Below are 20,205 nucleotides of genomic sequence, written 5' to 3' on the forward strand. Positions count from 1 at the left end.
ATGCCTGGAGTAATCGCAGGGCGCTCGACTGAACGGAATCGTTCGATTATGCAGTATCCTAAGAACTGCCAATCGCATACAAGGACATAGCAGTGATCATCTCCCGGCGTCGCGCTCTTACCTTGCCCCTTCTTGCAAGCGCTTGGTCCGCTGCTCCAGCCTGGGCGCGCGAAGCTGGCAGAGGCTCGCGGCTACAATATACGGGCAATCCGCTGCGCCTGCCGATGGGGGTCTGCGACCCGCAAATCCGGATTTTCGATGACGTGGCTTGGCTCTATGCCACCCATGACGCCAGCCCCACGAGCCGCACTTTCACGATGAAGGATTGGCAGATCTGGCGAAGCGACAATCTCGTCAACTGGTCTCATGAAGGAACGCTGCGCCCGGAACAAACCTATTTCGGCAAGCCAAGCAACCATTGCTGGGCCACTGACGCCATCCGGCGCAATGGCAAATATTATCTCTATTTCTCCATGGGGCCTGAAAATATTGGCGTGGTCGTCAGCGACGCGCCCGCAGGGCCTTGGCGCGATCCATTGGGCAAGGCGCTGATCGCAAAGGGTCAGGTTCCCACCGAAACGCGCGACCCCGGCATATTACAAGAGGCTGACGGCACCAGCTATATCGTCTTTGGCACCTATGACTTTTATATCGCGCGCCTCTCCGACGACATGATCTCGCTTGCCGAAACCCCGCGCCGGATCACGATCGCCGATCCTGAAGGGCCTTATGGTCGGGGTAAGACCGACGACAAACCTTTCCTGCATCGGCGCGGGAAATATTATTATCTATCCTGGGGCACCTATTACGGCATCGGCACCTCGCCCTATGGTCCTTTCCAATGCAAGGGTCCCTTGTTGCTGCCCGAAAATGTGGAGCCGTCCTTCCTCAACGACAGCTCCATGCGCGGCCGTTATGCGCCACCGCCCGGTTTCAAACCGAAAAATTGGCTGAACTTCGACCGTCATGGCTCCTTCTTCAAATGGCGCGGCCGCTGGTTTTTCGCCTGCAACGATCAGTCGCAGGAAGGCACCACGCCGCTATTTCGGCAGAGCGTGATCTTCGACGTCCACTATCTCCGCGACGGCAGGATTGCGCCGCTTAAGCTGGCAGCGAACGGCGTGATCTCACCAAAGAAATCTCGCTGAAACGTCGATCATCACCCGTCATGCCAGCGGAAGCTGGCATCTCTGGCCTAAGACCGCGACCACGCCTCACGATATCCGAGCTTCCGCTGAGATGCCGTGATCGATTCAGCTCAGGCCATCAGAACACAGGCTGGTTGGCCGGGTCCTCTGGATCAACCGAGGGCGCGGGGATCGGCGTCACGGGCGAGTGAATGCCGCATTCCACCTTGTCCCAACCGCGCCAGCGTCCTGCGCGCGGGTCTTCACCTGGCAGCACCTTCGACGTGCATGGCTCGCAACCGACAGACAGATAACCCTGCGCTTCCAGTGGATGGCGTGGCAGGTCATGCTCGGCGAAATAGGCTTCCAGATCGTCCTTCGTCCAGTCGCCCAGCGGATTGATCTTCAGGCGGCCGTCTTCCACCTCAAACCGCGGCATGTTCTGCCGCGTGGTTGACTGGAAAGCTTTGCGCCCTGAAATCCACGCATCCAGCCCCTGCTTGGCGCGGTTCATCGGCTCGACCTTGCGAATATCGCAGCAGCCGTCAGGGTCGTAGGACCAGCGGAGGCCCGTTTCGTCCTTCTTCGCCAGAACATCCGCATCCGGCGTGACCGACCGGCTGTTGATAAAGCCCATGCGGCTGATCAGCGTATCGCGATAGTTGAGCGTTTCCGCGAACATCTTGAGCGTATCGACGAAGATCACGGGGACCGACTTGTCGGCCCTCGCCACCAGATCCAGCAGCACGGCGCTTTCCGTGCCGAAGGAAGACACAACCGCCACCTTGCCGGCCAGACCTTCGGCAAAGACGGTCTTGAGCATCGTCAATGCATCCACGCCGTCGAAACGCGCGTTCAGCGCGTCGGCATCAGCCTGCGTGAAGGCAGGGCGGGCGTCGATTACGTCAAGCTGGCGGGCAGGTTCAGCCATGTATACTCTCCGGGTGCCGCTTCGCCCAAACCGGGCTGCGGCCATCGACGGTCTTTTGATAGACGTCGGCATAGCGATTGAGGGCGCGCTCGACGGCGGCGTCGTCCAGCGCCTTGTCCGGGCGGAAGCTGTCAAAGCCGCAGCGGCGCATCGCGACCAACTGGTCAACCAGCACGTCGCCAACCGCTCGCAACTCGCCCTGATACCCCGCCTCACGCAGGATACGCGCCGCCGAATAGCCGCGTCCGTCGCCATAAGCGGGGAAGTTCACCTCGACCAGTGACAGCCGTTCGAGATAAGGCAGCAATTCGCGCGCATCCTCGCCCGCCTCGATCCTGACGGCGGTCGAATTGGACTGGCCCGTGAAGGATTCGACCGTCACGGCGGGTTCCTGCGCGGCTTCACCGTCGCGGAACGTCAGGAACTCAACCATAGATCGCCTCCTTGAAGGGCTTCATGCCAAGACGGCGATAGGTGTCGAGGAAGCGCTCCCCTTCCTGACGCTCGGCGAGATAGAGGTCCGTCACCTTCTCGATGGCATCCACGACGCCATCCTCGGAGAAGCCGGGGCCGGTGATCTGACCGACGGCAGCATCCTGCGCACCCGATCCGCCGAGCGACAGCTGGAAATTCTCCACGCCTTTCCGGTCCACGCCCAGCACGCCGATATGGCCGGCATGATGGTGACCGCAGGCGTTGATGCAGCCGGAAATCTTGACCTTCAGCTCGCCCAGCTCCTTCTGGCGGCCTGCGTCGGCGAACCGTTCCGAAAGCTTCTGCGCCAGCGGGATCGATCGCGCATTGGCAAGGCTGCAATAGTCCAGGCCCGGGCAGGCGATGATGTCGCCGATCAGGTCCAGATTGGCCTCCGCCAGTCCAGCCTCATCCAGCTTCTGCCAGATGGCGTAAAGTTCCGCCTTCTTCACATGCGGCAGGACAAGGTTCTGCGCATGGGTTACGCGCAGTTCGTCCAGCGAATAGCGTTCCGCCAGGTCTGCCACCAACTCGATCTGCTCGGCCGAAGCATCGCCGGGAATGCCGCCGCGCGGCTTCAGGCTGATGTTAACGATCGCATAGCCCGGCTGCTTGTGTGCCGCGACCTGCCGGTCCACCCAGAGGGCGAAGGCCGGGTCGCTGCGATCGATATCTTCGCTCAAGCCCTGCTCATAAGCCGGGTTGGCGAAGAAGGGCCGGATGCGCGCCAGTTCTTCACGCGGCGGATTGAGGCCGAGCGTGCGCATATGTGCGAACTCTTCCTCAACTTGCCGCTTATATTCCTCGACGCCTAATTCATGGACCAGGATCTTGATCCGCGCCTTGTACTTGTTGTCGCGGCGGCCATAGCGATTGTACACTCGCAGGCATGCCTCCAGATAAGGCACGATCTCATCTTCGGTCACGAACTCATTGATAAGCGGCGCAACCATCGGCGTGCGCCCCATGCCGCCACCGGCATAGACTTCCGCACCGATCTGCCCATCGCGCGATATCAGCTTGAGGCCGATATCGTGGAGCCGCATCGCCGCGCGATCCTCCTCCGCGGCAATCACTGCGATCTTGAACTTGCGCGGCAGATAGGTGAACTCCGGATGGAAGGTCGACCATTGGCGCAGCAGCTCGGCCCATGGGCGGGGGTCCGTCACCTCGTCGGCGGCGACGCCTGCATATTGGTCGGACGAGATATTGCGGATGCAATTGCCGCTCGTCTGGATCGCATGCATCTCGACCGTCGCCAATTCGGCGAGAATGTCGGGCGCGTCGGCCAGCTTGATCCAATTATATTGCAGGTTCGTGCGCGTCGTGAAGTGGCCATAGCCCTTGTCATATTTGCGCGCGATCTCGCCCAGCTTGCGCATCTGCTTGGCGGACAGCGTGCCATAGGGAATGGCAACGCGCAGCATATAGGCGTGAAGTTGCAGATAGAGGCCATTCATCAGCCTCAACGGCTTGAACTGATCCTCGGTCAGTTGCCCGGCGAGCCGCCGCTGCACCTGATCGCGAAATTCCTCAACGCGGGCATCCACGATGGACTGGTCATAGCTGTCATAACGATACATGGTCAGATCACCCAGTTGCCGGCATCGGCGTCGTTCGGTTTAAGCGTGAGGTCGGGACGCACGGTCGGACCCAGAGCGCGAATGCGATCCTTGATGTGGGCGGGACGCACACCTTCCTCGGTTACGGTTGCATCGATCACATAAGGAGCGACCACGCGTAGCGCCGCTTCCTCGGCCCGCGCCAGTTCATCGCCCCGGTCGCCAACATCGACCGACTCGCCGACCTGCCGGGACCAGCCATCGCCCGCCCACCAGATCACGTCCCCGGTGCCAAGGTCATTCCCGGTCAAAATCTTCACGAATGCATCTCCGCCCCATTATTCATTTGTGCAGCAAAGCCAGCCAGCACATCCTGCGCAAGCGCGTAAGCCGCAACGTCGCCAACCACAATCAGCGCCGGGCTTTTTACCTGTTCCCGCACCACCATGTCGCCCAAGTCCGCCAGCAGTGTCCGGAGCGTCCGCATGTTCGCGCGCGTGCCATTTTCCATCACCGCGACCGGAACGGCGGGCGATACGCCGTCGGCGATCAGCTTGTCAGCGATGTCGGCCGCCGTCGCCACACCCATATAGATGACCAGCGTGCGGCCATGACCTGCGAGCCCTGACCAGTCCTGATCCGTCAACCCCTTGCATTGCCCCGCAACGAAGGTCACCGCGCTTGCCGCATCGCGATGGGTAAGGGGTAGTTGCGCCTGCGCCGCACAGCCGATCGCCGCGCTGATGCCGGGCACGATTTCCACCGGCACGCCAGCTGTGCGGCATGCCTCCATCTCCTCACCACCGCGCCCGAAAACAAACGGATCGCCGCCCTTCAGCCGCACGACGCTGCGTCCGGCAAGCGCCAATTGCACGAGCAGGGCGTTGATGCCCTCCTGTGGCATCGAGTGACGGCTGCGCTGTTTGGCAACGGAAATCAGTTCGGCTTCAGGCGAGGCCATCGCCAATATCTCGGCCGACACCAGCCCGTCATGCATGACGACATCCGCCTGCGCGATCAACCGCGCGGCGCGTAACGTCAGCAGTTCCGGATCACCCGGGCCCGCGCCGACGAGAAAAACGGTAGCAGGTAGTTGTTCGGCCATGCTGGGCAGATGGCGGAAGCGCGCAACGGTTTCAATTCAGAATGCTTTGCCGATGGCGAAGGAAAATTTGGGGCCTTACTATCCCACCTCGTCATCCCAGCTTTTGTCAGAATGACGGAAGAGGCAAGATGAACGTCAATCTCCCATCCCACTAATATCGACTTCCTTCAGCCCGATCCCGATCGAAGCTCGGGGCTGCTCGATCTCCGCCGATGAAACCGGGTAAGCGCAATAATCCGCTGCATAATAAGCGCTCGGCCGGTGATTGCCCGAAATACCCTGACCTCCGAAAGGCGCAGACGATGACGCTCCGTTGGTCGGCCTGTTCCAATTGACGATCCCCGCCCGGATATTCGCCCAGAATTGGTTATACAGCTCCGGCGATCCACCGATCAGTGATGCGGAAAGGCCATAACGGCTATTATTCGCCTCGGCGATCGCAGCCGGGAAATCGGGAACGCGGATCACCTGCAACAAGGGCCCGAACAACTCGACGTCGGGGCGCTCGCTCATGTTGGTCACGTCGATGATCGCCGGGCTCAACAAAGGCCGGTCTTCCGACAGCCGGACGAGATGCTTTATCGGCCGCCCGCCATGGCTCATCAGATAGAGGAAGCTTTCGGTGAGTTGGTCCGCGGCCTGATTGTCGATGACCGGCCCCATGAAAGGCGCAGGATCGGCATGCGGATGATCGATGATCAGCCGATCGGCGACTTTCTTGACCTCGCCGATCAACATATCGGCCAGTTCTTCCTTGACGATCAACCGGCTCGCGGCCGTGCAGCGCTGACCGCTCGACAGGAAAGCCGATTGCACGATCAGGACGGCGGCGCTGGCGATATCGCCGGTATCCCAGACGACGATCGGATTGTTGCCGCCCATTTCCAGCGCTAATATCTTGCCCGGATTATGGGCGAACTGGCGATTGATCGTCAGTCCCGTAGAGGCCGAACCGGTAAAGAGAATGCCGTTGACGTCCTCATGCGCGGCAAGCGCTTTGCCCTCGTCCGGCCCGCCCAGCACCAGTCGCACGACGTCCTGCGGCACGCCCGCTTCATGGTAGAAGCGCACCAGCATCTCGCCCACTGCTGGCGTCTTTTCCGACGGCTTGAACAGCACGCCATTCCCGGCGAGCAGGGCAGGCACGATGTGGCCATTGGGCAGATGAGCGGGGAAATTATAAGGGCCAAGCACTGCCATCACGCCATGCGGCTTGTGCCGGACGGATTGGCGAGCACCCATCGCCGCTTCCAGCCGCCGCTGGCCGGTGCGTTCCGAATAGGCGGCCACCGAAATATCCACCTTGTTCATCACGGAAGTGACTTCCGTTCTCGCGTCCCAAAGCGGCTTTCCGGTCTCCCGCGCGATCAGGTCCGCCAGCGCCTCCTCATTGGCGCGCACGACATTGACGAAACGGCGCAGCGTCTCGATACGATAGGAAATCGGCTGAGCAGCCCAGGATGGCCATGCCGCCCTGACCCTCGCAACCTCCGCCTCCACATCGCTGGCATTTCCCTGCCACAGCAGTGCACCGGTGGCGGGTTCAGTTGAAGTCAGCGTTGCGGACATATACTCGGTATGGCGGATAACGGCCCGTTAGGGAAGCGGCGCGAGGTCAAGGAGTCCGTCCGTTAACAGCCGCCGGCAGCGTCACGACGTCAGACGTTGAAGCGGAATAGCATGATGTCGCCGTCCTGGGTTACATAATCCTTGCCTTCGGACCGCCACTTGCCCGCTTCCCTGGCTCCAGCCTCGCCATTGAACTGGACATAGTCGGCATAGGCCATGGTTTCGGCGCGGATGAAGCCCTTTTCAAAGTCGGTATGGATCGCGCCGGCCGCTTGTGGAGCCTTTGATCCCTTTGCGACCGTCCAGGCGCGCGCTTCCTTCGGACCAACGGTGAAGAAGGTGATGAGGCCCAGCAATTCATAACCCGCGCGGATAATGCGGGCGAGGCCTGCTTCGGTCAGGCCCAGAGCTTCCAGATATTCGGCACGCTCTTCAACCGGCATGGTGATAAGTTCGGCTTCGATCGCAGCGGATACGATCACTGCCTTCGCGCCTTCGGCCGCTGCCTTTTCGAACACCCGAGCGGAGTGTGCATTACCCTCCGCAGCTGCCTCTTCCTCGACATTGCAGACATAAAGAACGGGCTTGGCGGTCAGCAACTGGGCTTGCTGGAAAATGCGAGCTTCCTCGTCATCGCCGGGCTGCGTCAGCCGCGCGGGCTTGCCGTCGCGCAGCAGGTCCAGCGCCTTGCCCAATACCGACGCCGCCGCCTTGGCTTCCTTGTCTCCCTGCGCCGCCTTTTTGGCGAAGTTCGGGACACGCTTTTCCAGGCTTTCCAGGTCCGCCAGCATCAACTCGGTCTCGACCGTCTCCGCATCGGCGATGGGATCGACCTTGCCTTCGACGTGGGTGATGTCGCCATCTTCAAAACAGCGCAGCACATGGACGATGGCGTCCGTTTCACGGATGTTGGCGAGGAACTGATTGCCAAGTCCTTCACCCTTGGACGCGCCTCGCACCAGGCCTGCAATGTCAACGAAGGACAGCTGCGTTTCGATGATCTTGGCGCTGCCGCCGATCTTGGCGATGGTCTGCAGCCGGTCGTCGGGTACGGCCACGCGGCCTTCATTGGGCTCGATCGTGCAGAAGGGATAGTTCGCCGCCTGCGCAGCCTGCGTTTCGGTCAGCGCATTGAAAAGGGTGGACTTGCCCACATTGGGAAGCCCGACGATACCGCAACGAAAACCCATGGACCTGCCTTCACGTCAAAATGATCGCCGGGCCGATAGCCTGTTCCGCGTCCGAAGGCCAGCCTGTGCTCAGCGCCGGAAGAAGAGCGTTACTGATGCGACGTGGTTCATGCGCTCGTTCCCGCCCCGCTGGTTGATCAGTTGATTGAGATAGCCGATCTCGGCGGTGGATTTGCCCATCAGCTTGACCTCCGCCCCGACGAAGCTGCGCAATTGGTCGAAGCCCGCCCGCTGCCCCCAATTCGTGCTGTTGAGCGCTGCGAATCCCTCCGCGTAGACCAGTGCATTGACCGCCTGGCTGCCGGGCTTCAGCGGCTTTTCATAACGTAGCATTTCCCGCAGCCGCCATCCCATGCCGCTGCCGTCCGAACGCCAGCGCTGCTCCAGCCGCGTTCGGGACGAAAATTCGCCGCCCCCCGGCTTGCCGATCGTCCAGCTGATCTGCTGGAAGCTGCGCTCTTCATTAACGTCGCGCCCGCCCTGCGACGGCAGGACAATATGCCCGTAGCCGTGATAGATGGACAACTCGGGCGACAGCTTCCACCCCACCGCGCCGCGGAGGATGGTCTGGTCGGCTTGCGACGCGCCATTGCCGAAACGGGGCTGAATTTCGGCGAAATAGATGAGCTTTCCGCTCACTGGCCCCATCGCTGTCAGGTTGAGCCAGACCTGTTCATCTTCGGCCGTCTTGGCATGTGCAGCAGCGCCGGGCAAAAGGGTCGAGGCACTCAAGAGAGCGCCGAAAAGATGAACAGCAGGACGAGGTCGGAACATGGGGCGTCCCTAGTCGCTCGCCCTTGCCATCCGATTTCCCTCCGGTGACTTTTTATGTCTGTCAGGTAATCACGCTCGGCTGCTCCATGCCGGTGAAGCCGGTGATATCCGCGATTTCCTGCGCCGCGCGTACCAGTGGCGCAAGCGCGTCTGCGGTTTCCATGTCAAGCTTGCCGTGGCGGTGCACATAGCGCTCGATATAGACGCGCAGCGTCGCGCCTTCGGTGCCAGTGCCCGACAGCCGGAATACGACGCGCGATCCATCCTCGAACAGGATGCGAATGCCCTGGTTCCTGCTGACCGACTGATCGGTCGGATCGCTATAGGCGAAATCATCCGCGCTCTGCACCGCGCCGCCGCTGTTCGCCGTGCCGGGGAGGGCAGTCAGCCTGTCCCGAAGTGCAGCCATCAGTGCGTCCGCGCGATCCTTGGCGATGGCTTCATAATCGTGCCGCGCATAATAGTTGCGGCCGTAAGTCGCCCAATGCGTCTGCATGATCTCCGCCACGCTTTGCCTGCGCGACGCCAGGATGTTGAGCCACAGCAGCACCGCCCAGATGCCGTCCTTCTCGCGTACATGGTCGGAGCCCGTCCCCGCGCTTTCCTCGCCGCAGATCGTCGCCATGCCCGCATCCAGCAAGTTGCCGAAGAATTTCCATCCTGTCGGGGTTTCATACAGCGGAATGCCGAGCCTTTCCGCCACGCGATCCGCCGCGCCGCTGGTCGGCATCGATCGCGCAATGCCCTTGAGGCCCTTTGCGTAGCCGGGCGCGAGATGGGCATTCGCCGCCAGCACCGCTAGCGAGTCCGAAGGCGTCACATAACAATTGCGGCCGATGATCAGGTTCCTGTCCCCATCGCCATCCGATGCTGCGCCGAAATCGGGCGCGGCGTCACCCATCATGCGGTCATAGAGTTCTTTCGCATGGACGAGGTTGGGGTCGGGATGGTGATGGCCGAAGTCGGGAAGGGGTGTGCCGTTGCGCACGGTTCCCGGTTGCGCGCCCAAACGCCGCTCGAAAATCTCTGTCGCGTACGGGCCGGTGACCGCGCTCATCGCGTCGAAGGAGAGGGTGAAGCCTTCGGCGATCATCTCGCAAATGGCCGGGAAGTCGAACAGTTGCTCCATCAGGTCGGCATAGGCGGCGACCGGATCGACAATCTCGACCGTCATCCCGGCCAGTTCACGCGTTCCCAGCGTATCGATGTCGATGTCGCCGGCATCGACGATGCGATAGCTGTCGATCGAGAGCGTCCGCGCGTGGATGGCGTCCGTTACTTTCTCCGGTGCGGGGCCGCCATTGCCGACATTATATTTGATGCCGAAATCCTCGTCCGGGCCACCTGGATTATGGCTGGCCGAAAGCACAAGGCCACCGAATGCACCTGAGGAGCGGATGAGGTGCGATGCCGCGGGAGTCGACAATATGCCGCCTTGGCCGACGAGCACCCGGCCGAAGCCGTTGGCGGCCGCCATTTTGAGCACGACCTGGATGACCTCGCGATTGAAGTATCGTCCGTCACCGCCGACGACCAGCGTCTGGCCTTCAAAGCCGGAGAGGCTGTCGAACACCGACTGCACGAAATTGGCTGCATAATGCGGCTGTTGAAAAACGCGGACCTTCTTGCGCAGGCCGGACGTGCCCGGCTTCTGGTCATTGAAAGGCTTGGTGGCGACGGTCTGGATCACCTGTATCCTCTTGAGAAGTGGAAGGTCAGGTATCCTCTATGGCGCCTGGATGCTGCGTTGCGCAATGCGTCACCCAGATTTCACCGCGCGGGTAGGGCGGTGGGCCGTGGACTCACAACTTTCCCCGCAGGCCCCGCTCATCAGTCCGCGAGCCTTAGCGCAACCTCATTCATGAAGCGGGCGTCATCGCCCTTCGCCAGCCACTCTGCCTCCGCGCCGATCGCTCCCAACATATCGGCCAGCGCGTCCATCTCGCTCTTGTGATAATTGCCCAGCACATAGCCATGCACCCGGTCCTTGTGCCCCGGATGGCCAATGCCGATCCGCACGCGCCGGAAATCCGCCCCGATGTGCGCGTCCGTCGACCGCAGGCCGTTATGCCCCGCATTGCCGCCGCCCCGCTTCACCTTCACCTTCATCGGCGCGAGGTCCAGCTCGTCGTGGAAGACGGTCACATCCTGCGGCGTCAGTTTGTAGAAGCGCATGGCCTCCCCGACTGAACGGCCGCTTTCGTTCATGAAGGTGGCGGGCTTCAGCAGGACGATCTTCTCTGTTCCGATGCGGCCTTCCTGCACCCAGCCATGAAACTGCTTTTTGGGTGGGGAGAAGCGATACATGTCGGCAATGACGTCAGCCGCCATGAAGCCGACATTGTGCCGGTGCATCGCATATTGGGTGCCCGGATTGCCGAGGCCTGCCCAGATCTGCATCCGTATCTCCCAGCCTGTATAACAACAAAGCCCCGTTCGCTCTGAGCTTGTCCAAGGGCTCGCCTGAACGAAATGAAGGCATTCTTCGCTTCGTTCAGTTGAGGGCTTCGGCTTCGCTCAGCCCGAACGGGGCTGCTTTAGTCGTAACGGAAAAAGGCTTATTCGCCTTCAGCCGGAGTCTCGTTGTCACCCTCGGCGCTCTTCAGGGCAGACGGAGCAACGATGGTCGCGACGGTGAAGTCGGTTTCATCATGCGCAGCCTTGGCGCCACGGGGCAGCGTCACAGCGCCGATGTGGATCGATTCACCCACGTCCAGGCCCCTGAGGTCCACGACCACGTCGTCGGGGATTTCGGCCGCGTCGACAATCAGTTCGATGTCATGCGCGACGATGTTGAGAACGCCGCCCTTCTTGAGGCCAGGCGAAGCGTCTTCATTTTCGAAGCGCACCGGCACGTTGACGTGGACGGTGGCATGTTCCGAAACGCGCAGGAAGTCGGCGTGCAGCGGACGGTCGGTCACGGGATGGAAAGCAACGTCCTTGGCAAGGGTACGAACCTTGTTGCCGCCGACTTCCACAAAGACGACCGAATTGAAGAAGTGGCCGGTGCCGAGCAGCTTGTTGAGGAGCTTTTCCTCGACGTGGATCGACTGGGGTTCTTCGTTGTTACCATAGATGACGGCGGGTACGCGGCCCTCACGGCGGAGAGCGCGGGAGGCTCCCTTGCCTGCCCGATCGCGTGCCTCGGCCGACAGCGTAAGCTGCTCGCTCATTGCGTGTCTCCAAAAGCTGATATGTCAAAACTTCCCGCAACGCCTCCAGGGATGACCATCACGGGAAGGCGGCCCTGTAGCAGAAAGGCAGGCAAAGGCAAGGGCGCGGCGTTATTGCACCCGTGTCATCCTGTATCCGCGCTCTTCCAGCAAGCTGATGAGATTGTCTCGCCCGGTCAGATGCCCGGTGCCGACCGCTATGAACGGCCGCCCCTTCAATCGGGTGATCGCAACGCTCCACTCCCGGTTGCGCGCGACCAGCACGGCTTTCTCAACAGCTGGATCGGGCCGCTCTCCAGCTTGATCCTCGCGCGCAATCGCGGCCATGTCGCCCTTCAGCCAAGCATGCAGGATCCGCTCGTAAAGCGCCTTCATGTCCTCCGCTTCCGCCACCGTTTGCGTCAGAAGTCGCCGCTGCGATGCTTCCGGCAAGGTATCGAATGCGCCGAACTGCCGCGCGACCGTTTCCAGTCCGTTGATCGGCTTGCCCGCATCCCGGAACGCCTCGATCAACACGGTCTCCACCCCTGCGCTGGCGCTTAGATGGAGGGATTGCTGTGCCGCCGCCGACAAGAGCATGGCCGCAGCCCAGCTTTCATAGCCCGACAGGAGCCGCAGATCGGCCCCACCATCATCAGCGACCCGCCGCAATTCGGCCTGCTCGGACGCAGGCACCCGGGCCTCGAGCGGCGGGAGGCCGGGACTGCGACCCATCTTCTCGAACAAGGCCCTGGTTCGCTGCGGGTCCTGTATCTCGGCGGATTCCAGCACCAGCCGGTCGGCATCCCCGATCGCGCGTTCTATGTCGCCCGTTCGCCAATCGACGCCACGCGGCAGCACATGGATCGTGCCGAACAGCCAGCCATCCAGTCCATGCCCCTGCACCCGCCACAGCGCAGGTCCGTCTTCAACCGGCGGCGAGCCCTGCTCCCGTCCGCAAGCCGCCACGAGCAGCAGCGCGCATAAACCCAGCCATCGCAGCCAGCTCACTCGGCAACCCTGACCGAAGCCACGCCCAGATCCTTGAGCTGGTCCTGCACGCTGCCCTTGCCCGCCAGATGCCCGGCGCCCACGGCAATGAAGACGGTTCCGGGCCGCGCCAGCCGCTCCTTGATCCATTTGGCCCAACTGCCATTTCGCTGGATCAGCAGCACCTGCGCCAGCTCCGGCGTGGCCTCCAGCGATTCATTCATCTCTGCTGCCAACTTGGCGGGATCGCCGTCCTGCCAATGCGCGATCAGCCGGGAAAATTCCTTATCCATCTCCGGCAACCCGTCGACTGTAGCGGTCAGGAACTTGACCTGACTATCCATCGGCAGTCCGGCGAAATAGCCAAGCTGCTGTTCTATCGTCTCCAGCGCGCCGACCTTCTTGCCCGCCGCCTTCGCTGCGGCGGTCAGCGTCTTCTCGGCGCCCAGATCGGCTTCGTAGCCCAGCTTCTCAAGCGGCTTCACCGCCAGCGCCATCCCGGCCATCCAGGGATTGAATGGCTCGAACATCTGCCAGGGCAATCCGTTCGCCACCATCGCGGCCTGATATTTCCCGCGCATAGCCGGGGCGAGCCTCTCCGACAGCTTCACGCCGTCGCGCGCCAGACCCTTGTGCGCCATGGCGGCGGCCATCGCCTGCGGATCGTCTGGCTCGACAATCTCCAAAATCAGCTCGTCAGAGCCGTCGAATGCCCGCTTCACGCCGCCCTTGAACCACTCCGTCCCTGGTTTCAGTACATGGACAGTGCCGAACAGATAGATGGTCGTGTCCTCGTCCCGCACCTGCCACAGCGCAGGCGTCACATAGCCGGACTTCGCAATCGGCGGGCGCGCCGTGGCTTGCTGCTCCTGCGCGCAGCCGCTCAACATCATCAGGCCCGCAGCGATCAGGAGGGAAAGCGACCATCTCATGTTGCGCATAGATCCATCATCATCAACAAACTTCGCAGCATCCATGCGGGGCAGGGGGGATTTGGGCAAGCGGATTAGTGCCTGCCAAGCCGCTTTTCCTTGACCCTAAAGCCCTCCTGCGCCAAGGCGCGCGCGATCAAACCGTCATTTTCGCAAGGGACCGTCCGTGGCGACAGGCAAGCCGCTTTCCTTTCAGGACCTGATCCTCACCCTGCATGCCTATTGGGGCCGCCAGGGCTGCGTGATCCTGCAACCCTATGACATGGAAGTCGGCGCGGGCACCTTTCACCCTGCCACCACCTTGCGCAGCCTCGGTCCGGACGCCTGGAACGCCGCCTATGTGCAGCCCAGCCGCCGCCCGACCGATGGCCGCTATGGCGAAAATCCCAATCGCCTCCAGCATTATTACCAATATCAGGTCATCATGAAGCCGTCCCCGGCGAACCTTCAGGAGCTTTATCTGGGCTCGCTGGTGGAGATCGGCATCGATCCGCTCGTCCACGACATCCGCTTTGTCGAGGACGATTGGGAAAGCCCGACGCTCGGCGCCTGGGGCTTGGGCTGGGAAGTCTGGTGCGACGGCATGGAAGTCACCCAGTTCACCTATTTCCAGCAGATGGGCGGCTTCGATTGCAAGCCTGTCGCGGGCGAGCTGACCTACGGCCTCGAACGCCTCGCCATGTATATTCAGGGCGTCGACAGTGTCTATGATCTGAAGTTCAACGACGCGGGCGTGACCTATGGCGACGTCTTCCTCGCCAATGAACAACAGATGTCGAAATGGAATTTCGAGATCGCAGACACCGAAAAGCTGTTCCGCTGGTTCAAGGATGCCGAGGCCGAGTGCAAGGCGTCGCTGGAAGCAGGCGTCCCGCTCGCCGCCTATGATCAGGCGATCAAGGCAAGCCATGTCTTTAACCTGCTCCAGGCGCGCGGCGTCATCTCCGTCCAGGAACGCGCCAGCTACATCGGCCGCGTCCGCGACCTCGCCAAGGGTTCGTGTGAGAAGTGGATGGAAGTAAACGGGTGGGCCGCATGATGCAGATGTTTAACACCGTCATCCCAGCGAACGCTGGGATCTCGTGCCCCAATCAATCCACCATCCTGCCTGAGGCCCCAGTGTCCATTGGGCCTGCGGAGGAAATCGCATGACCGATTTCCTCCTCGAACTGCGCTGCGAAGAAATTCCGGCCCGGATGCAGCTCAAAGCATCGGAAGACCTCGCCCGCCTCTTCACCGATGAGTTGGCAAAAGCTGCCCTGAAGCCGGAATCCATCGACAGCTTCGTCACGCCGCGCCGCCTCGCCCTGGTCGCGCGCAGCCTGCCCCTTGAGACAGCGGCCGTCAGCGAGGAGTTCAAAGGCCCCCGCACCAGCGCTCCCGCGCAGGCGCTGGAAGGCTTTCTCCGTAAGACCGGCCTCACCCAGGACCAGCTTGAGGACCGCGAGGGCGTCTGGTTCGCGACCGTCAACAAGCCCGGCCGCGCGACGGCGGAAGTGCTGGCGCAAGCCGTGCCCACCATCGTCCGTGCTTTCCCCTGGCCCAAATCCATGCGTTGGGGCACCGCTTCGCAGACGACGGAGAGCCTGCGCTGGGTCCGTCCGCTGCAAGGTATCGTCGCCATCCTCGGCGAGGATTTGGTCGACATTGAGATCGAAGGCATCAGGTCGAGCTACGCCACGCTTGGCCATCGCTTCCATCATCCCGGCGAAATCACCATCGGCGGCGCGCATGACTATGTCGAAAAACTGCGCGCCTGCCATGTGATCGTCAGCCATCAGGAACGCCAGTCGATCATCGAGGCAAAGGCCAACGAGGCCGCCGCCGCGAAGGGCTATACGGTCATCGAGGACAAGGGACTCGTCGCTGAAAATGCCGGGCTAACCGAATGGCCTGTCCCGCTGTTAGGCGATTTCGACCCGACCTTCCTTGATGTCCCGCCTGAGGTCATTCAGCTAACCCTCCGGATAAACCAGAAATATTTCGTTCTGCGCGATGGTGCGGGCAAGCTGGCTCCGGCCTTCATCTGCACCGCCAATATCGAGGCCAAGGATGGCGGCGAAGCAATTGTCGCGGGCAACCGCAAGGTCCTCGCCGCGCGCCTGTCCGACGCCCGCTTCTTCTGGGAACAGGACCGCAAGACCAGCCTCAAAGATCACGCCAAAAAGCTCGAACGCATCACCTTCCACGAAAAGCTCGGCACCGTAGCCGACAAGGTGGACCGCGTGGCGAAACTGGCCCGCTGGCTGGTAGAAGAAGGCATAGTAACGACTTCCCCCCTCCCGCAAGCGGGAGGGGCCGGGGGTGGGCAGGCAGCGACGTCCGAGGAACTCGCAAACCTGGCCGAACAAGCGGCCCGCCTCGCCAAGGCCGACCTCGTCACCGAAATGGTTGGAGAATTCCCTGAACTCCAGGGCATCATGGGCGGCTACTACGCCCGCGCCGAAGGTCTGCCCGATGCCGTGGCCGATGCGATCCGCGATCACTACAAGCCGGTCGGGCAGGGTGATGAGGTGCCCACTGCGCCGGTGACGGTGGCGGTGTCGCTGGCGGACAAATTGGATACTTTGGTAAGCTTCTTTGCGGTGGACGAAAGACCCACCGGGTCAAAAGATCCTTTTGCGATTAGGCGTGCGGCGCTAGCGATCATTGAAGTGATCAGTCAGAATGGCTTGCGTCTTGGACTGCGCGCACCTGTTTCGGCAATTTGGTTGCAAGCTAGAAAACATTCGTACGTAGATGAATTTCAAGCTCCATTTGCAGATCAAGCGCTACAACTTGAATACGTGGGCGCGCCCTTTGAATATTTTCGTCAGTTGCGACGATCCAAGTTGAATCTGGCCAAGCAACTGCCAGACGATAAGGTTGAGGAGATGGGAGCCATTGCGGCAGAAGAGTTCGAGAAAAACGCCGCTACTTATTCAGCTTTTGATAACGCTGTTTCAGACTTCTTCGCCGACCGCCTAAAAGTCCAGCAAAAGGAAGCAGGCGTCCGCCACGACCTGATCGACGCCGTGTTCGCGCTCGGCGGAGAAGATGATCTCGTCCGCCTGCTCGCTCGCGTGAAGGCGCTCCAATCCTTCGTCGCGACCGATGACGGCACCAACCTTCTCGCCGGATACAAGCGCGCCGCCAATATCCTGAAGAAGGAAGAACCCACTCGCTTCGTCATGCCAGCGGAAGCTGGCATCTCAGGCGGGTCGAGCGAAGCTGAGACCCCAGCTTCCGCTGAGGTGACGCCGTTAACCTACACTCCCGAACCCGCCGAGGCCGAACTCATCGCCGCCCTTGACGCCGCCGAACCGCGCGCAAGCGCTGCTGTGCAGGCCGAGGACTTTGAAGGCGCCATGGGCGCGCTCGCCAGCCTGCGCGCGCCGATCGATGCGTTCTTCGACAAGGTGACAGTGAACGACGCTGACCCGGCCAAACGCTTGGCGCGTCTCGCGCTGCTCGCGCGGGTGCGGGACGCTGTGCATGCGGTCGCTGATTTCTCGAAAATTGCAGGGTAATTCGTAAGAACCGGGCTGCGAAGCGTCGGAAAAGAATAGAGAAGGCAAAGGATCATCGTAAAAGCGGGTGCGTTCATCGCCCCGCCTGTTGTAGGAATGTTGCTGCAACGCACAAATACACGGCAATCAGTGCAGGGAGAGCCGGGATTATGTTGAAAATGGAAGAGGCCAGCATGAGCACGACCGCGACGCGTTATGTCTATCGTTTCGGCGGCGGCGTCGATGATGGCGGCAAGGGTGACAAGAATCTCCTGGGCGGCAAGGGCGCCAATCTGGACGGCATGGCCGCCATCGGCCTGCCTGTGCCTCCCGGCTTCACGATCACGACCGAAATGTGCACCCGCTATTATCAGGATGGCGGCATGTTCCCGGATAGCCTGAAGGCGGAAGTCGCGAACGGCATCGCCCATATCGAGGGGGTCACGGGCAAGAAGTTCGGTGACGCGGCCGACCCGCTGCTCGTCTCCGTCCGCTCCGGCGCGCGCATCTCGATGCCCGGCATGATGGACACCGTCCTCAACCTCGGTCTCAACGATGAAACCGTCCTCGGCCTTGCCGCCGCGTCGGGTGACGAGCGTTTCGCCTGGGACAGCTATCGCCGTTTCATCCAGATGTACTCTGACGTGGTGCTGGAACTCGACCATGGCGCGTTTGAGGAGGCTCTTGAGATCGCCAAGGAAGATCAGGGCTACACGCTCGACACGGAAATGACCGCCGACGACTGGAAGGCGCTCGTTGCTGAATATAAAGGCCTTGTTTCAAAGCTCTGGAACAAGCCCTTTCCGCAGGATGTGAACGACCAGCTGTGGGGCGCGATCAGCGCCGTATTCGGCAGCTGGCAGGCCGACCGCGCCAAGGTGTATCGCCGCCTGAACTCGATCCCCCACGATTGGGGCACCGCCGTCAACGTGCAGGCAATGGTCTTCGGCAATATGGGCGACACCTCGGCCACGGGCGTTGCCTTTACCCGCGACCCGGCGACCGGCGAGAACGCCTATTATGGCGAATATCTGATCAACGCGCAGGGCGAAGACGTCGTCGCGGGCATCCGCACACCGCAATATCTCACACGCCAGGCGCGCGAGCGGGCAGGGGCCAAGCCGCTGTCGATGGAAGAGGCGATGCCGGAAACCTACGCCGAACTGGCGCGGGTGTTTCAGATCCTCGAAACCCATTATCGCGACATGCAGGACATCGAGTTCACGGTGCAGCAGGGCAAGCTCTGGATGCTCCAGACCCGTTCGGGCAAGCGCACCGCCAAGGCCGCGCTCAAGATCGCCGTCGATATGGCGACCGAAGGCCTGATCAGCGAGGAAGAAGCCGTCGCCCGCGTCGATCCCGCCGCGCTCGACCAGCTTCTGCACCCCACGCTCGATCCCAAGGCGCCCCGCGATGTGCTGACCAAGGGCCTGCCGGCGTCTCCGGGCGCCGCATCTGGCGCGATCGTGTTCGACGCCGATACGGCCGAGCGCCGCAACGAGCTTGGCGATTCCGTCATTCTCGTCCGCGTCGAAACCAGCCCCGAAGACATTCACGGCATGCACGCCGCAAAGGGCATCCTGACCGCGCGTGGCGGCATGACGTCACACGCGGCGGTGGTGGCGCGCGGCATGGGCCGTCCTTGCGTGTCCGGCGCTGGTAGCCTGTCGATCGACAACGCCGCCAAGACGCTGCGCATCGAAGGGCGCACGCTCAAGGAAGGTGACATCCTCACCATCGACGGTTCGACTGGCGAGGTGATGGCGGGTGAAGTGCCGACGGTGCAGCCCGAACTGGCTGGCGACTTCGGCACGCTGATGGGCTGGGCCGACAAGGTCCGCCGCCTGAAGGTTCGCGCCAATGCCGAAACCCCGCTCGACTGCCAGACCGCGCGTGATTTCGGCGCGGAGGGCGTCGGCCTCTGCCGTACCGAACATATGTTCTTCGACGCCGCCCGCATCACTGCGGTCCGCGAGATGATCCTCGCCGACACGGAGAAGGGCCGCCGCGCCGCGCTCGAAAAGCTGCTGCCCGAGCAGCGGGACGATTTCGCGCAGATCTTCATGGTGATGGCCGGTCTGCCCGTCACCATCCGCCTGCTCGACCCGCCGCTGCACGAATTCCTGCCTCATGGCGAGGCGGAGTTCGAGGAAGTGGCCAAGGCTGCGGGCGTCGGCGTTGACGCGCTCAAGCGCCGCGCCGCCGAACTGCACGAGTTCAACCCGATGCTCGGCCATCGCGGTTGCCGCCTCGGCGTCACTTATCCCGAAATATACGAGATGCAGGCCCGGGCGATCTTCGAAGCCGCGCTTCTCATCAAGCAGCGCAGCGGCGAAGCGCCGATCCCGGAAATCATGATCCCGCTTGTCGCGACAAGGAAGGAACTGGAACTGATGAAGGCGATCGTCGATCGCGTCGCCAGTGAAGTCTTCGCGGAGCAGGGCGCCTCGGTCGAATATCTCGTCGGCACCATGATCGAACTGCCGCGCGCTGCGCTGAAGGCTGGCGAGATTGCGGAGGTCGGCGAATTCTTCTCCTTCGGCACCAACGATCTCACGCAAACGACGATCGGCATCAGCCGTGACGACGCTGGCCGCTTCCTGACGCAATATGTCGACAAGGGCATCTTCGCCCGCGATCCATTCGTCAGCATCGATGTGGAGGGCGTAGGCCAACTGATCGAGTTGGCGGCCGAGCGTGGTCGCGCGACCCGTCCGGGGATCAAGCTCGGCATCTGCGGCGAACATGGCGGCGATCCCGCCTCGATCGCCTTCTGCGAGGCTACCGGCCTCGACTATGTTTCGGCCTCGCCCTACCGCGTCCCGATCGCCCGCCTCGCCGCTGCGCAGGCCGCGCTGGCGAAGAAATAGCGCGACCCATAAACCCCTCCCGTACGCGGGAGGGGTTAGGG

At 62.0% G+C, this 20,205-nt stretch carries 17 protein-coding genes; 4 read left to right on the forward strand and 13 right to left on the reverse strand.

Annotation, left to right across the window (positions count from 1 at the left end; translation table 11 throughout):
- Nucleotides 1–92: 92 nt before the first annotated feature.
- Nucleotides 93–1,148, forward strand: coding sequence for a family 43 glycosylhydrolase (locus SPHS8_RS02615; protein ID WP_201513760.1), 1,056 nt, complete (start codon nucleotides 93–95; stop codon nucleotides 1,146–1,148).
- A 118-nt stretch (nucleotides 1,149–1,266) separates the two neighbouring features.
- Here SPHS8_RS02615 and SPHS8_RS02620 read toward each other — a convergent pair whose 3' ends face one another.
- The 13 genes from SPHS8_RS02620 to SPHS8_RS02680 form a co-directional block, all read right to left on the reverse strand.
- A complete protein-coding gene (locus SPHS8_RS02620) occupies nucleotides 1,267–2,058 on the reverse strand; it encodes a phosphoadenylyl-sulfate reductase (RefSeq protein WP_201513761.1) in 792 nt (263 codons plus the stop codon).
- Entirely contained in the window at nucleotides 2,051–2,491 is a 441-nt protein-coding gene (locus SPHS8_RS02625; protein ID WP_201513762.1) for a DUF934 domain-containing protein, read from the reverse strand. Before SPHS8_RS02625 ends, SPHS8_RS02620 begins: the two co-directional genes overlap by 8 nt.
- The gene (locus SPHS8_RS02630) at nucleotides 2,484–4,115 is read right to left on the reverse strand and encodes a nitrite/sulfite reductase (RefSeq protein WP_201513763.1); all 1,632 of its coding nucleotides are present in this window, start codon (nucleotides 4,113–4,115) and stop codon (nucleotides 2,484–2,486) included. Before SPHS8_RS02630 ends, SPHS8_RS02625 begins: the two co-directional genes overlap by 8 nt.
- A 2-nt stretch (nucleotides 4,116–4,117) precedes the next feature.
- Nucleotides 4,118–4,414, reverse strand: a complete 297-nt coding sequence (locus SPHS8_RS02635; RefSeq protein ID WP_201513765.1) for a DUF2849 domain-containing protein — start codon at nucleotides 4,412–4,414, stop codon at nucleotides 4,118–4,120.
- Nucleotides 4,411–5,199: a uroporphyrinogen-III C-methyltransferase gene (gene cobA / locus SPHS8_RS02640; RefSeq protein ID WP_201513767.1), complete on the reverse strand. Its 789-nt coding sequence runs from the start codon at nucleotides 5,197–5,199 to the stop codon at nucleotides 4,411–4,413. Before cobA ends, SPHS8_RS02635 begins: the two co-directional genes overlap by 4 nt.
- Nucleotides 5,200–5,334: 135 nt before the next feature.
- On the reverse strand, nucleotides 5,335–6,768 hold the full coding sequence (astD, locus tag SPHS8_RS02645) for a succinylglutamate-semialdehyde dehydrogenase (protein ID WP_201513768.1): 1,434 nt from the start codon (nucleotides 6,766–6,768) through the stop codon (nucleotides 5,335–5,337).
- Between the two features lie 89 nt (nucleotides 6,769–6,857).
- Nucleotides 6,858–7,958, reverse strand: a complete 1,101-nt coding sequence (gene ychF / locus SPHS8_RS02650) for a redox-regulated ATPase YchF (RefSeq protein WP_201513770.1) — start codon at nucleotides 7,956–7,958, stop codon at nucleotides 6,858–6,860.
- Between the two features lie 69 nt (nucleotides 7,959–8,027).
- Nucleotides 8,028–8,732 carry a DUF2490 domain-containing protein gene (locus SPHS8_RS02655; protein ID WP_201513772.1) on the reverse strand — a complete coding sequence of 235 codons (705 nt, stop codon included), beginning with the start codon at nucleotides 8,730–8,732 and terminating at the stop codon, nucleotides 8,028–8,030.
- Between the two features lie 61 nt (nucleotides 8,733–8,793).
- Nucleotides 8,794–10,422 carry an alpha-D-glucose phosphate-specific phosphoglucomutase gene (locus SPHS8_RS02660; protein WP_201513774.1) on the reverse strand — a complete coding sequence of 543 codons (1,629 nt, stop codon included), beginning with the start codon at nucleotides 10,420–10,422 and terminating at the stop codon, nucleotides 8,794–8,796.
- 140 nt (nucleotides 10,423–10,562) lie between these two features.
- Entirely contained in the window at nucleotides 10,563–11,132 is a 570-nt protein-coding gene (pth, locus tag SPHS8_RS02665; RefSeq protein WP_097091470.1) for an aminoacyl-tRNA hydrolase, read from the reverse strand.
- Nucleotides 11,133–11,290: 158 nt separating this feature from the next.
- Entirely contained in the window at nucleotides 11,291–11,905 is a 615-nt protein-coding gene (locus SPHS8_RS02670; protein ID WP_201513776.1) for a 50S ribosomal protein L25/general stress protein Ctc, read from the reverse strand.
- 111 nt (nucleotides 11,906–12,016) lie between these two features.
- The gene (locus SPHS8_RS02675) at nucleotides 12,017–12,895 is read right to left on the reverse strand and encodes a TraB/GumN family protein (protein ID WP_201513778.1); all 879 of its coding nucleotides are present in this window, start codon (nucleotides 12,893–12,895) and stop codon (nucleotides 12,017–12,019) included.
- The gene (locus SPHS8_RS02680; protein WP_201513780.1) at nucleotides 12,892–13,806 is read right to left on the reverse strand and encodes a TraB/GumN family protein; all 915 of its coding nucleotides are present in this window, start codon (nucleotides 13,804–13,806) and stop codon (nucleotides 12,892–12,894) included. Before SPHS8_RS02680 ends, SPHS8_RS02675 begins: the two co-directional genes overlap by 4 nt.
- Before the next feature lie 166 nt (nucleotides 13,807–13,972).
- On the opposite strand from SPHS8_RS02680, the gene SPHS8_RS02685 reads away from it, so the two are divergent.
- From SPHS8_RS02685 to ppdK, 3 genes are all read left to right on the forward strand, one after another.
- On the forward strand, nucleotides 13,973–14,845 hold the full coding sequence (locus SPHS8_RS02685; RefSeq protein ID WP_097091473.1) for a glycine--tRNA ligase subunit alpha: 873 nt from the start codon (nucleotides 13,973–13,975) through the stop codon (nucleotides 14,843–14,845).
- Between the two features lie 109 nt (nucleotides 14,846–14,954).
- Nucleotides 14,955–17,315 (forward strand): glycine--tRNA ligase subunit beta, encoded by a 2,361-nt coding sequence (glyS, locus tag SPHS8_RS02690; RefSeq protein WP_201513782.1) that lies wholly within the window; start codon nucleotides 14,955–14,957, stop codon nucleotides 17,313–17,315.
- Nucleotides 17,316–17,464: 149 nt separating this feature from the next.
- Entirely contained in the window at nucleotides 17,465–20,164 is a 2,700-nt protein-coding gene (ppdK, locus tag SPHS8_RS02695) for a pyruvate, phosphate dikinase (protein ID WP_201513783.1), read from the forward strand.
- Nucleotides 20,165–20,205: the final 41 nt, after the last annotated feature.

Source organism: Sphingobium sp. S6 (assembly GCF_905120495.1).
Classification (GTDB): Bacteria; Pseudomonadota; Alphaproteobacteria; order Sphingomonadales; family Sphingomonadaceae; genus Sphingobium; species Sphingobium agri.

Bases quoted from the DNA above. Each gene is read 5' to 3' on its own strand.
- SPHS8_RS02620 (WP_201513761.1), bottom strand. From the start codon at position 2,058: ATGGCTGAACCTGCCCGCCAGCTTGACGTAATCGACGCCCGCCCTGCC.
- SPHS8_RS02625 (WP_201513762.1), bottom strand. From the start codon at position 2,491: ATGGTTGAGTTCCTGACGTTCCGCGACGGTGAAGCCGCGCAGGAACCC.
- SPHS8_RS02630 (WP_201513763.1), bottom strand. From the start codon at position 4,115: ATGTATCGTTATGACAGCTATGACCAGTCCATCGTGGATGCCCGCGTT.
- cobA (WP_201513767.1), bottom strand. From the start codon at position 5,199: ATGGCCGAACAACTACCTGCTACCGTTTTTCTCGTCGGCGCGGGCCCG.
- astD (WP_201513768.1), bottom strand. From the start codon at position 6,768: ATGTCCGCAACGCTGACTTCAACTGAACCCGCCACCGGTGCACTGCTG.
- ychF (WP_201513770.1), bottom strand. From the start codon at position 7,958: ATGGGTTTTCGTTGCGGTATCGTCGGGCTTCCCAATGTGGGCAAGTCC.
- SPHS8_RS02655 (WP_201513772.1), bottom strand. From the start codon at position 8,732: ATGTTCCGACCTCGTCCTGCTGTTCATCTTTTCGGCGCTCTCTTGAGT.
- pth (WP_097091470.1), bottom strand. From the start codon at position 11,132: ATGCAGATCTGGGCAGGCCTCGGCAATCCGGGCACCCAATATGCGATG.
- SPHS8_RS02670 (WP_201513776.1), bottom strand. From the start codon at position 11,905: ATGAGCGAGCAGCTTACGCTGTCGGCCGAGGCACGCGATCGGGCAGGC.
- SPHS8_RS02680 (WP_201513780.1), bottom strand. From the start codon at position 13,806: ATGAGATGGTCGCTTTCCCTCCTGATCGCTGCGGGCCTGATGATGTTG.
- glyS (WP_201513782.1), top strand. From the start codon at position 14,955: ATGACCGATTTCCTCCTCGAACTGCGCTGCGAAGAAATTCCGGCCCGG.
- ppdK (WP_201513783.1), top strand. From the start codon at position 17,465: ATGTTGAAAATGGAAGAGGCCAGCATGAGCACGACCGCGACGCGTTAT.